An 11,998-nucleotide genomic window follows, 5' to 3' on the forward strand; every position below is an offset into this window, starting at 1 on the left:
GCGGACCGAGCTACACCCCGTCCGTGCCCGCCGCCCCGTTCTCCCGCCGCTCCCGCCATTCCCGTACGACCTCCTCGACGTCGTACGGCTTCTTGCCCAGCGGGGGACCGGGCGGCGGCTTGAACATCATGTCGCGGATCTTGACATTGACATCGGTGATGATCTTCCGCGCGATCCGCTCCGAGGGCGCCGCATACGCCGCCGCGAGCGCGTCCTCGGCCTCCTTGCGCAGGGCCAGAGCCGGGGGCAGGACCGCCAGACCCTCCCGGGCCATCTTGCGCTTGACCCACCACAGTTCGTCGTACGTCGTGTCGGTGCCGGGCGGCAACGGCCGACCCGCGCCCGGAAGTTGCTCGAACTCGCCGCGCCCCTGCGCGTCGCGGATCTGCTTGTCGACCCAGGACTCGAACGGGACGCCCGGTGGCTTTCGCTCGGTCATGAGTCCATTGTGCCGGACGCGGTGGGGCCGGGCGAATTATCATGCGGCCGCTGTAGAGGCACACTTGGAAACAGGTCAAGCGCACTTCAGGGGGAACACACGTGCTCGAACTCACCATGGCCACCGTCTCCGCGGCGGACGCGGGCGCCACGGCCGGCATGCTCATGGCCGACGCGCCCAGCGAACCGGGTGCCGTGCTGCGGGTCGGCCGGGACGGGTCCGTGTGCCGTCTGGCCACACCTGACGACTGGCTGTTCGTCTCGCGGGTCCACCTGGAGTTCCTGTGCGGGCCCGACGGGGGCTGGCAGGTGTCGTGGCTGCGCGGTTCGCAGCCGGACCCGTCGTCCGTGGTGCGGCTGGTGGTCGGGGAGTACGCCCAGCTCGTCGCCTACGGCGGGACCGTGCCGCTGCCCCGGGGCGGCTCCGGCGAGCTGGTCATCCAGGACCGCACCGGGCCACGCAGCGTCAACGTGGGCTTTTACCACGAGGTGTAGACGCGAGGCGTGGAGCAGGGGCCAAGGAACCCGGCCGTTCCGTCGGCCGGGGGGTGTCGCCCGGCTCAGGCCAGCACCCGGGCCAGCGCGAACCCGTCGTGGCCCTTGCTGCCCACCGTCTGGATCGCCGTGCCGGTGAGCCGGGGGTGGGCGGCGATCAGTTCGATGGCGGCGCGGTTGCCGCGGACGTCCGGGTCGTCGTAGCACGCGGCGTCGACCACCCGGCCGCCGCGCACCACGTTGTCGATGATGATCAGGCTGCCCGCGCGGGTGAGCTTCAGCGCCCACTCCACGTAGTTCGCGTTGTTGACCTTGTCGGCGTCGATGAAGACCAGGTCGAAGGGGGCCGGGTTCTCGTCGGCCAGCTGGGGCAGCGAGTCCAGGGCCGCGCCCACCCGCACCTCGACGACCTTCTCCAGGCCGGCGCGGGCGATGTTGCGGACGGCGACCTCGGCGTGCCTGGGGCTGTACTCCAGGGAGATCAGCCGGCCGTCCGCCGGGAGGGCGCGGCCGAGCCAGATCGTGCTGTAGCCGCCGAGCGTGCCGATCTCCAGGATGTTGTGTACGTCCTGGATCTGGGCAAGCAGCTGGAGAAACTTGCCCTGGTTCGCCGTGACGTTGACGTGCGGGAGCCCGGCGGCCTCGCTGTCGCGCAACGCCGCCTGGAGCGCCTCGTCGTCGGGCGCGAGGTGGCTGGAGAAGTAGAAGTCGACGTCGTCCCAGAGCTGCGACCCGCTCATGCACCTACTGCCTTTCGTGTCTAGTTAGAGTTTCTAACTAGCTGCCCTAACGAAGGTAGTCGCGCACCCGTTCCGTGTCAGCGAATCTCCGGAGCACCCGTTCCTTGTCAGCCGATCGGCGCAGGGGGTTGCACCGGCGGCGGGGGCACGACGGGCCGCCGCGAATGCCGGACCGCGATCAGCGCGGCGACGGCGCCGACCAGGACCAGGGAGCCCCCGATCGTCAACAGCCACACTGGCATCCCGGCCACCTTCAGCAGCCGGTCCTGGTAGATCACCTGCTGGTACGGCGTGTCCGAGGCGGTCCGGCGCAGCACGTGGTCGGCGGAGACGCGGGAGGGCTGCGGGAACTCCTGGGCCACGGCGGTCAGATAGGGGGTGCCCGAGGCGAGGCGGCCGAGCGGGCCCGTGGTCGTGGCAAGACGCCCGGCGAAGACGACCCGTGGCGGTTCGCCACCGATCGCGCTACGCGGCTGCATGCGGTGCGCGGCCAGGATGTACAGGCCGAGCGACTGCGGGGTGCGGGCGAGCCGGGACAGGCGCATCGGGTAGACCGGCTCGTCGGCGGCGAAGGACAGGTGGATCGGGTCGAGGGCGCCGTTCAGGGAGGCGCCGGCGGCTTCCGGGGCCAGCTTGACCGCCACGTACTCCCAGTGCCGGTCGACGTACGGCTGAAGGGCGTCGCTCAGCCGGGTCGGGAAGGTGAAGCCGTTGGTGCGCAGCCAGTTGTCCAGGGCGTCGGGATCGGTGGCGGTGAGCCGGGCGACCTCGAAGGGCCCGAGCCGCTGACGGTCGACGACACCCACACGGGGCGGGGCGGCACCCGCGGCAGGCGGCGCCCCGGCGCTGTCGTCGCCCCCGCCGTCGAGCGGCCAGTCCCCGTCCTGGGGCCAGAAGTGATACCGGGTGCGGTGCACGGGGGCGGTGGCGGCGTCCAACTGGTCGAAGAGGGCCGGGTCGCCGAGGTCCACGTCCGCCCGGTGCGGCACCGGCATGATCCACGCGGCCCGGTCCGTGTCGCCCTGCACGGTCAGCCGCATCTCGATCTGCTCCTGCCGCCCGTCCCACCGCAGCACGGACGTCTCACGGGAAACACTGATCTGCCGGTGCGCCTGCGGCACCATCGCGCCACACCCACAGGCATAGGCCGGGGCGACGACCCACCCGACCTGAATCCCCAGCAAGGCCGACAAGACAGCCAGCCCCCGCCGCCACCACAGCCCCTCACCCACGCCCGACGCCTTCCCCCACGACCGACTCCCACTGGACAGGGCTTCAGACGGCAGGACGGGGCTCACGGGTTCCAGCCGCCCCTTTTCGGACACCTTGATGTGATCCTTGTCGCGTCCGAGGGAGGCAACCGAACCCCCCTCGCACTATCGTCATCCGGACAAAAGGAGGGCGGCCGTCAGGTGAAGCGGGGGTAGCCTGCGTCTCACTCCGGGGGTGGTGCGAACCTGAGGGTTCGCAAAGGGAAGCCGGTGCGTGACACGCATGGGACGAACGGGGCGGGAGGCCGACGAGGCGTGGCGAACGCGAACGTGGAGCACGGCGGACGATCAGCGGATGCCTTCGGGGGCACGGCGGCGGGCCAACGCCTGATGGCGGCCCGGCTGGGACTGTGGGCGATAGCCACGATCCTCGCGATACGACAGCTGACCGTCGTCCTCACCACCCCGAGCGGAGAACGGCTGACGGCCCTGGAGACCTGGGTCGGCCCCAACGGCGTTCTGCACGTGAAGGGTTCGCTGTACGACTCGACGCAGTTCACCGGCACCCCCTTCGCCGGACTGGTCCTCAAACCGCTGACCCGCGCCGCCGAACAGGCCCTCGGCTGGGCCTGGACCTTCGGCACCCTGCTCCTCGTAGTCGCGCTCGGCCTGGTCGCCGCCCGCGCCCTGCCCAAGCCCGTCGGCCGCCGCACCTCGCTGCTCGCCGCACCGGTCGCGATCAGCCTGCTGATGCTGTCCCTGCCGGTGCGCAACACCCTCTGGCTGGGCCAGACCAGCATCATCCCCGTCCTGCTCGTGCTGCTCGGCTGCTTCGTCGTACGCGGGGAACGGGCCGGCGGTCTGTGCATAGGCGTGGCGGCCGCGCTCCAGCCGACCGTGCTCCTCTTCGCACCGTTGCTGTGGTTCACCGAGCGCCGCCGGGCCGCCGCCTCCGCCGGCGTCACCTTCGCCAGCGGCACCGCGCTCGCCTGGGCCGCGATGCCGCACGACTCGTACACCTACTGGGTCCACCACATGGCGGGCGCGGGCCTTGGTGGCAAGGCCGACGCCCTCGCCAACCAGTCCCTGCACGGCGCCCTGCTCCGCCTCGGTCTGTCCGGCCCGCTGGAGATAGGCCTCTTCTTCCTGCTGGGCGCGGCCGTCGCCGCCCTCGGCCTGCACCGCGCGGTGCGCTACGCCCGCGACGGACAGCTGCTGCTCGCCGTCGCCGTCACCGGCTGCGCCGCGATAGCCGTGTCGCCCACCACCTGGCAGCACCAGCTGCTGTGGGTGCTGCTCGCGGTGGTCGGCCGGGTCGGCAAGCGGGCCTCGGACCGGTACGTCTGGCCGATCGCCGTCGTCCTGGTCACCACGCTCCCGGCCAAGATGATGCTGCCGAACATGCCGGTGGTGTACCCCCTGCGGGACAACATCGTGCTGCTCGCGGCCCTGGCCGCCGCCACCGTCGTACCGTTCCTGTCCCGCACGTCGCCGTATTACCAGAACCCGACCCCGACGGAGTACGCCGCACCGGTCCCGACACGCTTCAGGACCGTCCCGCTCCTCCCCTTCCTCCGCCGGGTCCTGACCCGCCCGAACCTCCTCCTCGAACTCCTGCTGATCCGCGTCACATACGCGGCCTACCAGCAGGTCCGCCTCGCGGCGACCGGCGGCAGCAACTCCGAGGGCCGGGCGACGGCCGAGCACCACGGCCACCTCATCCTCGACATCGAGCGTTTCCTGCACATCGACATCGAGCACGCGGTCAACCACGCGGTGGCGAAGGTCGACTGGCTCCGCGACTTCTTCAACTTCTACTACGAGTCCTTCCACTTCGTCGTCCCGCTGACCATCATGGGCGTCCTCTACTGGCGCCGCCCGGTCGACTACCGCTGGGCCCGCTCGGCCCTCGGCTTCACCACCCTCCTCGCCCTGGTCGGCTTCTGGCTCTTCCCGCTGGCCCCGCCGCGCCTGATGCCGACCCTCGGCATGATCGACACGGTCCACGGCGTCCAGGACTTCTCCAAGCCGGACTACGGCACGCTCACCGCCCTCACCAACCAGTACGCGGCGATGCCCTCACTGCACTTCGGCTGGTCGCTGTGGTGCGGTGTCGTGATCGCGGTCATCGCCCCCAGGTGGTGGATGAAGGCACTGGGCCTGCTGCACCCGTTCTTCACGGTCTCGGCGATCGTCGCGACCGGCAACCACTGGGTACTGGACGCGGTGGGCGGCGCGGTCGTCGTGGGGGCGGGGTTCGGGCTGGCGTATCTGTTCCAGGGACCCAGGGCGCGAACAGTGAAGGCGGTGACAGCCGCCCAAGAGGCAGGCAGGGTGCCTGTCGGCAGCACGTGACCGTGGGGGCCGCTCGCTTCTTGGTCAGTGTCGTGCTTCCGCGAGGCGAGTAAAGGGCGCTCCGTTCCACTTCGTTCCACTTCGCGTCGCCTTCGGCGATGGCCCTCCGGGCCACCCTTGACACGCCTCGCTCCAGCACGGGTGAGAAGCGAGCGAGCGGCCCGGAAAGACGGGGGCCCGGCCGGTGTTGACCCTTCGGGTCCGCTGCGAGGGTGCCGTCGGCGGAGGGGGCGCGGTCGCGCCTCGCCAGCACGCCGGGCCGGCTCAGCGGCTGACGGCCGGTGGGGTGGGGATGGGGGGCGGGGCGCGGGTGCGGTGGGTGGGTGGGTGGGTGCGGGTGCGTGAGCGCGTGAGCGCGTGGGTGGGTGGGTGGACGGGTGAGTGGGGGTGAGCCGGTGGGTGGGTGGGGCTGGCTTCAGGCACGTGACTGGTGGGACGTGTGTGACTAGAGGGGCATCTCCACGGGCACACATCCACCAACTGGAAGATTCGGGCCAGCCTCAAAGTGCAACCTCGGCGGTGGAGCCCCGGAGGCCTGGCGCAAATCGACCAACTGCCCGCAGCTCCCCGCCCCTCACCCGCTACTCGCCCAGGCCCGCCCACCACCGGCCCAGCCACTGCCGGCCCCCGAACCCCCGGCTCGCCTGACGCAGGATCCCGGCTCAGCCACCACCCACCCCCGTCCCCCGGCCCACCCACCACCGGCCGTCAGTCGCCGAGCGAGCCGGAGTCGACCACCCCACCGAGGCGCCCCCGCCCGCCCCGCCCGCCTCGGCCCACCCACCACCGGCCCCGGCCCGTCCCCCACCCGCCCGTCAGCCGCTGAGCCGGCCCGGCGTGCTGGCGAGGCGCGACCGCGCCCGTCGGCGCCGGATCCGGACGCAGCCGACGGTTGCCCGCGAACCCCGCCTGGCCACCCGTCTTTCCGGGCCGCTCGCTCGCTTCTCACCCGTGCTGGAGCGAGGCGTGTCAAGGGTGGCCCGCAGGGCCATCGCCGAAGGCGACGCGGAGCGATAGCGGAGCGCCCTTTACTCGCCTCGCGGAAGCACGACACTGGCCAAGAAGCGAGTGGCCCCCACGGTCACTTTTCTCCGCACTCGAACCAGACCGTCTTGCCACCCTCGGCCCACGGAGTAACGCCCCACTTGCCGACCACGACATCGAGCAGCGCCAGTCCGCGTCCGCTCTCCGACTCCGGGTCCAACTCGCCCGGCACCGACGGCAGTTGGGGGTAACAGTCGGTCACCTCCACCCGTACTCCGGCCGTCTGCCGCAGCACCAGCAGTGAGCAGCGGCGGTCCGGGACATGCCGTACGACGTTGGTGACCAGCTCGCTCACGCCCAGCTCCAGGGCGTCGGTGAGATGCGCGAGCTCCCAGTCGTCCAGCAGCGAGCGGACGATGCGGCGGATGTGCCGTACCGAGTGGTCGCTGACGGTGAGGCTCATGCGGTAGTGGGGGAAGTGGTAGTTCACGGTACGAGACTGACGTCGCGCGACTACGCTGGGCTACGGAACGGATACAACCGGTCCCGCTGTGGGCCGAGTTGCGCGAGAGGGGACCGTGCGTGACCCACATCAACGTCCTCGACCCGGGCGCCTCGCCGCTCGACTACTACGGCTTCGAGCTGCGCCGGCACCGGGAGGCGGCGGGGCTGACGCAGAAGCAGCTCGGAGACATCATCAACTACACGGGGTCGCTTGTCGGTCAGATCGAGACGGCCCGGAAACTGCCGACGCCGGAGTTCAGCGAGCGGGCCGATGTGGCGCTGGGGACGGGCGGGTTACTGTCCCGGCTCGTCACGCTGGTGATGCGGAGCCAACTTCCGGCGTGGTTTCAGCAGGTGGCGGAGCTCCAGGCGCGGGCCGCGGAGATCTATTCCTTCGAGACGCACATGGTGCATGGTCTCCTGCAGACCAAGGCGTACGCGCGGGCGGTGCTCGGAGTGCTCGACCAGGCCAACCTCGACGATCGCACGGCCGTCCGGCTGGCCCGGCAGAGCATCTTCGAGAGGGTGGAGCCGCCGATCTTCTGGCTGGTCCTGAGCGAGGGTGCGCTGTACCAGGAAATCGGCGGCTCTCAAGCCATGCGGGAGCAACTGGCTCACCTGTTGTCCTTCGAGGACAATGCCCGAGCCAACATTCAGATCCTGCCGTACTCCGCGGGAGCCCACGTGGGTCTGCAAGGCTCGTTCGACCTCTACCGCTTCGCGAGCGACCCAAGCATCGTCTACACGGAGGGTTATGGCAGCGGGCATCCGACCGCCAATCCGGACACCGTCAAAGACTGCTCGCTCCGTTACGATCATCTCCAAGCCGCCGCGCTCTCCCTCAAGGAGTCGGCGGAGCTGATCCGGCGCGTGATGGAGGACCGCTATGGAGATCAACTGGCGTAAGTCCAGCTACAGCGGCGACCAGGGGGGCAACTGCGTGGAGGTCGCCGAACTCCCTGGTGCCGCCGTAGCCGTACGCGACTCGAAGAACTCCACGGGCCCGATCCTCGCCTTCGAGCCCGCCACCTTCACCGCATTCCTGACCTGGACTGCTACAGCCGCTGAATGATCGTCCCGGTGGCAAGCGCACCGCCCGCGCACATCGTGATGAGCGCGAACTCCTTGTCCCGGCGCTCCAGTTCGTGCAAGGCCGTCGTGATCAGTCGGGCCCCGGTCGCCCCGACCGGGTGCCCGAGGGCGATTCCACCGCCGTTGACGTTGACCTTCGTCAGGTCCTGCTCGAAGACCTGAGCCCAGCTCAACACCACGGAGGCGAAGGCCTCGTTGATCTCGACGAGGTCGATGTCCTTCAGGGACATGCCCGCCTTGCCCAGCACGGCCTTCGTCGCGTCGATCGGTCCGTCCAGGTGGAAGTGCGGGTTGGCTCCGACCAGCGCCTGGGCGACGATCCGAGCCCGGGGCCGAAGCTTCAGCGCCCGTGCCATCCGCTTGGACGCCCACATGATCGCGGCCGCTCCATCTGAGATCTGCGACGAGTTGCCCGCCGTGTGCACGGCCGTCGGCATGACCGGCTTCAGCCCGGCCAGCGCCTCCATCGACGTGTCCCGGAGTCCCTCGTCCTTGTCGACGAGCCGCCACATGCCCTGCCCGGCGTGCTGTTCCTCTTCCGTGGTGGGCACCTGGACGGCGAACGTCTCCTTCTTGAAGCGCTCCTCGGACCAGGCGACGGCCGCCCGCTCCTGCGAGAGAAGGCCGAGGGAGTCGACGTTCTCGCGGGTGAGGCCCCGGTGCCGGGCGATGCGCTCGGCCGCCTCGAACTGGTTGGGGAGGTCGACGTTCCACTCGTCGGGGAACGGCTTGCCCGGGCCGTGCTTGGAGCCGGAGCCGAGTGGCACCCGGGACATCGCCTCGACACCGCAGCTGATGCCGATGTCGATGACCCCGGCGGCGATCATGTTGGCGGTCATGTGCGAGGCCTGCTGCGAGGACCCGCACTGGCAGTCCACGGTCGTCGCGGCGGTCTCGTACGGCAGCCCCATGGTCAGCCAGGCCGTACGGGCGGGGTTCATGGACTGCTCGCCGGCATGGGTCACCGTGCCGCCGACGATCTGCTCGACGCAGTCGGCGGGGATGCCGGTGCGGCCGAGGAGTTCACGGTAGGTCTCGCCCAGGAGGTAGGCGGGATGGAGGTTGGCGAGCGCGCCGCCGCGCTTGCCGATGGGGGTGCGTACGGCTTCGACGATCACGGGTTCCGCGGCCATGGGGGAGGTCCTTCCTCGGTCAACCCGCGCGGCGCAGGGGCGTCCCGGCCCGGCCCGCCACGCAGAACTAGTACGCGTTCTAGTTCTGCTTGAAGTCTGCTGACAGAGCGTTCATCGCCGCAAGGGTCGTGCACCCTCCGAAGTTGCGATCTGCACGACTCCTGCACGCAATTGGGTACGCCGGATGTCTTGCGACTTGTAGAACCCGTTACTACCTTCGCGGCAACCCTCAATTCCTGATGGACCGTCAGAATGACGGGAGTCGCCGATGCCCTCCTGCCCCGCGCTGCCCGACGGGTTCGACTTCACCGACCCCGACCTGCTGCACCACCGCGTCCCCCTCCCGGAGTTCGCCGAGCTGCGCCGGGCGGAACCGGTCCGCTGGATCCCGCAGCCGCACGGCCTGGCCGGGTTCGCCGACGACGGCTACTGGGCCGTGACCCGGCACGCGGACGTCAAGCACGTCTCCACGCACCCGGAGGTCTTCTCCTCCTACCTCAACACCGCGATCATCCGCTTCGGTGAGCACATCGAGCGCGACGCGATCGACGCGCAACGGCTGATCCTGCTCAACATGGACCCGCCCGAGCACACCAGGGTCCGCCAGATCGTGCAGCGCGGCTTCACGCCACGGGCCATCCGGGCCCTGGAGGAGCGCCTGCGCGCCCGCGCCCATGCGATAGTCCAGGGCGCCCTCGCCCAGTCCGGGCCGTTCGACTTCGTCACCCAGGTCGCCTGCGAACTGCCGCTCCAGGCCATCGCCGAGCTGATCGGCGTGCCGCAGGAGGACCGGGCCAAGATCTTCGACTGGTCCAACAAGATGATCTCGTACGACGATCCCGAGTACGCGATCACCGAGGAGGTCGGCGCCGAGTCGGCCACCGAGATCATCGCCTACGCGATGAACATGGCCGCCGAGCGCAAGCAGTGCCCGGCCCATGACATCGTCTCGACGCTGGTGGCGGCCGAGGACGAGGGCAACCTCAACTCCGACGAGTTCGGCTTCTTCGTGCTGATGCTGGCGGTCGCGGGCAACGAGACCACCCGCAACGCCACGACCCACGGCATGCATGCCTTCCTCACCCACCCCGAGCAATGGGAGCTCTACAAGCGCGAGCGCCCGTCGACCACCGCCGAGGAGATCGTCCGCTGGGGCACCCCGGTCAACTCCTTCCAGCGCACGGCCGCTCAGGACACGGAACTGGGCGGCAAGCAGATCCGCAAGGGCGACCGCGTCGGCCTCTTCTACGCCTCCGCCAACCACGACCCCGAGGTCTTCGACGACCCCGACACCTTTGACATCACCCGCGACCCCAACCCCCACCTCGGCTTCGGCGGAGGCGGCCCGCACTACTGCCTGGGCAAGTCCCTGGCCGTCCTGGAAATCGACCTGATCTTCAACGCGATAGCCGACGCGATGCCGGGTCTCCGCCTGGCCGGAAACCCCCGCCGCCTGCGCTCCGCATGGATCAACGGCGTCAAGGAACTCAAGGTCACCGCGGACTGACCCCTTGATCTCGGGCCGACGGCTCCCGGCGCCGCCGGCCCGTCCCGAGGGAGGCAGGTGCACCCCTTTCCCTACGCCCCGGCCCCTGCCTCCCCCGCGATCACTCCCGTCCGGAAGCCGCCACCGCCAGGACCCCCGACACCAGTGCCGCGATGAGCAGGGCGATCCACAGGTGGTGGTGGAGCACCAGCCAGGCGCCCAGTGCGGCGCCCGCGACCATGGCAATCACGGCGGCGACGCGGCGTGCGGCCCGACGCTCGGTGTTGCTGCCGAGCGGGGACTCGGCGACCAGGCCGGTGAGGGTCATGGTCAGGACCGTGGTCGTCAGGTCGGGCACACCCAGCTTGCGTACGGTCGCGTTGCGCAGGCCCATCGCGAAGGCGGTGAGGGCGATGAGCGTGTACGCGGTGCCGCTGCGGTCCGGCATGACGAAGGCGGCCGCGGCCGCCACGCCCACCAGCGCCGCCTCCACGGCGAGCGTGATCCGCGTCCGCGTCCGCTGCGATCCCCCGGACCACAGCGTGAGCCGGCCGCCCACCGTCGCGCCCGCCAGAAAGCAGCCCAGCGAGGTCACCGTGTGCGCCACCGAGAAGGCCGGCGCACCGGCCGCGGCGAAGCCGAGGACCACCACGTTGCCGGTCATGTTGGCCGTGAAGACATGCCCGAGACCGAGAAAGCTCACCGCGTCGATCAGGCCGCTCACCACCGTCAGCACCAGCAGCACCAGCAGCAGACGCACTCCGCGCGCCTCCGGGTCGGGCGTCCGCGCGTCCGGTGCCTCCGTCGTCATGGGTCCTCCGGTCGGCCGGACGATCAGGCTGGTGCCAAGTCCACCACGGGACCGACGCCCGCACATGCGCGCGCACCCCCGCCCGGTACCGGGCGAGGGTGCGGATGCTGAATGAGGGGGCGGCTCAGTACCAGCTGTTGGCCTGCCAGAAGTTCCAGGCGTCGACCGGGCTGCCGTAGCGGGAGTTCATGTAGTCCAGGCCCCACTTGATCTGGGTGGCCGGGTTGGTCTTCCAGTCGGCGCCCGCGGAGGCCATCTTCGAGCCGGGCAGGGCCTGGACCAGGCCGTACGCGCCGGAGGAGGCGTTGGTCGCGGAGACGTTCCAGCCGCTCTCATGCTCGACGATCTTGCTGAACGCGTTGTACTGCGCGGCGTCCGGGATCATCTTGTGCGCGATCGCCTGGGCGTTGGAAGGCGAGGCAGTGGTGGCGGCCTGGGCGGGAGCCGAGGTCAGCACCATGCCGGTCGTGGCGGCGGCCAGAGCGGCAGCGGTGAGAGCCTTCTTCGGGGAAGCGATGCGGCGGATGAAAGAGACGGACACGGAAAACCTCTTCGTCGGGGACAAGGGGCCGCCGTAGGCCGCCACCGTCACCGTGTGGTGCGCGGTCGGGCCGTACGTCGGCGCCGCGACCCGGGGGGTTCGTGGCGCCTTGCGACGTCGTCCAGAGAAGCAGGCCCGAAACCCGTCCGCAATGACCCCTTTTACTAGTTGTGGCCGCATCGGGGGGAATGGTCGCTTGTGTGGCGTG

General features: G+C 70.2%; 12 protein-coding genes. 5 read left to right on the plus strand and 7 right to left on the minus strand.

Features of this window, described 5'->3' with window-relative positions; genetic code table 11:
* Nucleotides 1–10: 10 nt before the first annotated feature.
* Nucleotides 11–439 carry a DnaJ family domain-containing protein gene (locus ACZ4EG_RS03720; protein ID WP_453552273.1) on the minus strand — a complete coding sequence of 143 codons (429 nt, stop codon included), beginning with the start codon at nt 437–439 and terminating at the stop codon, nt 11–13.
* Between the two features lie 101 nt (nt 440–540).
* Here ACZ4EG_RS03720 and ACZ4EG_RS03725 point away from each other — a divergent pair, with 101 nt between their 5' ends.
* On the plus strand, nt 541–933 hold the full coding sequence (locus tag ACZ4EG_RS03725) for a hypothetical protein (RefSeq protein WP_390706333.1): 393 nt from the start codon (nt 541–543) through the stop codon (nt 931–933).
* A 65-nt stretch (nt 934–998) separates the two neighbouring features.
* Here the strand turns inward: ACZ4EG_RS03725 and ACZ4EG_RS03730 are convergent, their stop codons facing one another.
* Both ACZ4EG_RS03730 and ACZ4EG_RS03735 read right to left on the minus strand, forming a co-directional pair.
* Entirely contained in the window at nt 999–1,673 is a 675-nt protein-coding gene (locus ACZ4EG_RS03730; RefSeq protein WP_453552275.1) for an O-methyltransferase, read from the minus strand.
* A 107-nt stretch (nt 1,674–1,780) separates the two neighbouring features.
* Nucleotides 1,781–2,971, minus strand: a complete 1,191-nt coding sequence (locus ACZ4EG_RS03735; protein ID WP_467789475.1) for a DUF2330 domain-containing protein — start codon at nt 2,969–2,971, stop codon at nt 1,781–1,783.
* A gap of 303 nt (nt 2,972–3,274) precedes the next feature.
* Between ACZ4EG_RS03735 and ACZ4EG_RS03740 the strand changes: the two genes are divergently transcribed.
* A complete protein-coding gene (locus tag ACZ4EG_RS03740) occupies nt 3,275–5,239 on the plus strand; it encodes a bifunctional glycosyltransferase 87/phosphatase PAP2 family protein (protein ID WP_467789476.1) in 1,965 nt (654 codons plus the stop codon).
* A gap of 1,081 nt (nt 5,240–6,320) precedes the next feature.
* Here the strand turns inward: ACZ4EG_RS03740 and ACZ4EG_RS03745 are convergent.
* A complete protein-coding gene (locus tag ACZ4EG_RS03745) occupies nt 6,321–6,686 on the minus strand; it encodes an ATP-binding protein (protein WP_467789477.1) in 366 nt (121 codons plus the stop codon).
* A gap of 119 nt (nt 6,687–6,805) precedes the next feature.
* On the opposite strand from ACZ4EG_RS03745, the gene ACZ4EG_RS03750 reads away from it, so the two are divergent.
* The gene (locus ACZ4EG_RS03750) at nt 6,806–7,633 is read left to right on the plus strand and encodes a helix-turn-helix domain-containing protein (RefSeq protein ID WP_467789392.1); all 828 of its coding nucleotides are present in this window, start codon (nt 6,806–6,808) and stop codon (nt 7,631–7,633) included.
* The gene (locus ACZ4EG_RS03755) at nt 7,614–7,799 is read left to right on the plus strand and encodes a DUF397 domain-containing protein (protein WP_453559686.1); all 186 of its coding nucleotides are present in this window, start codon (nt 7,614–7,616) and stop codon (nt 7,797–7,799) included. Before ACZ4EG_RS03750 ends, ACZ4EG_RS03755 begins: the two co-directional genes overlap by 20 nt.
* On the opposite strand, the gene ACZ4EG_RS03760 is transcribed toward ACZ4EG_RS03755, so the two are convergent.
* Nucleotides 7,783–8,952: a steroid 3-ketoacyl-CoA thiolase gene (locus tag ACZ4EG_RS03760; protein WP_390706328.1), complete on the minus strand. Its 1,170-nt coding sequence runs from the start codon at nt 8,950–8,952 to the stop codon at nt 7,783–7,785. The genes ACZ4EG_RS03755 and ACZ4EG_RS03760 overlap by 17 nt on opposite strands.
* Before the next feature lie 268 nt (nt 8,953–9,220).
* Between ACZ4EG_RS03760 and ACZ4EG_RS03765 the strand changes: the two genes are divergently transcribed.
* Nucleotides 9,221–10,459 (plus strand): cytochrome P450, encoded by a 1,239-nt coding sequence (locus tag ACZ4EG_RS03765; RefSeq protein ID WP_467789393.1) that lies wholly within the window; start codon nt 9,221–9,223, stop codon nt 10,457–10,459.
* A gap of 100 nt (nt 10,460–10,559) precedes the next feature.
* On the opposite strand, the gene ACZ4EG_RS03770 is transcribed toward ACZ4EG_RS03765, so the two are convergent.
* Both ACZ4EG_RS03770 and ACZ4EG_RS03775 read right to left on the minus strand, forming a co-directional pair.
* Nucleotides 10,560–11,249 (minus strand): YoaK family protein, encoded by a 690-nt coding sequence (locus ACZ4EG_RS03770; RefSeq protein WP_453559693.1) that lies wholly within the window; start codon nt 11,247–11,249, stop codon nt 10,560–10,562.
* Between the two features lie 124 nt (nt 11,250–11,373).
* Nucleotides 11,374–11,790, minus strand: a complete 417-nt coding sequence (locus ACZ4EG_RS03775) for an aggregation-promoting factor C-terminal-like domain-containing protein (RefSeq protein ID WP_467789394.1) — start codon at nt 11,788–11,790, stop codon at nt 11,374–11,376.
* Nucleotides 11,791–11,998: the final 208 nt, after the last annotated feature.

The organism is Streptomyces sp. NPDC025638, assembly GCF_055558775.1.

Bases quoted from the DNA above. Each gene is read 5' to 3' on its own strand.
- ACZ4EG_RS03745 (WP_467789477.1), bottom strand. From the start codon at position 6,686: ATGAGCCTCACCGTCAGCGACCACTCGGTACGGCACATCCGCCGCATC.
- ACZ4EG_RS03730 (WP_453552275.1), bottom strand. From the start codon at position 1,673: ATGAGCGGGTCGCAGCTCTGGGACGACGTCGACTTCTACTTCTCCAGC.
- ACZ4EG_RS03765 (WP_467789393.1), top strand. From the start codon at position 9,221: ATGCCCTCCTGCCCCGCGCTGCCCGACGGGTTCGACTTCACCGACCCC.
- ACZ4EG_RS03755 (WP_453559686.1), top strand. From the start codon at position 7,614: ATGGAGATCAACTGGCGTAAGTCCAGCTACAGCGGCGACCAGGGGGGC.
- ACZ4EG_RS03770 (WP_453559693.1), bottom strand. From the start codon at position 11,249: ATGACGACGGAGGCACCGGACGCGCGGACGCCCGACCCGGAGGCGCGC.
- ACZ4EG_RS03720 (WP_453552273.1), bottom strand. From the start codon at position 439: ATGACCGAGCGAAAGCCACCGGGCGTCCCGTTCGAGTCCTGGGTCGAC.
- ACZ4EG_RS03740 (WP_467789476.1), top strand. From the start codon at position 3,275: ATGGCGGCCCGGCTGGGACTGTGGGCGATAGCCACGATCCTCGCGATA.
- ACZ4EG_RS03760 (WP_390706328.1), bottom strand. From the start codon at position 8,952: ATGGCCGCGGAACCCGTGATCGTCGAAGCCGTACGCACCCCCATCGGC.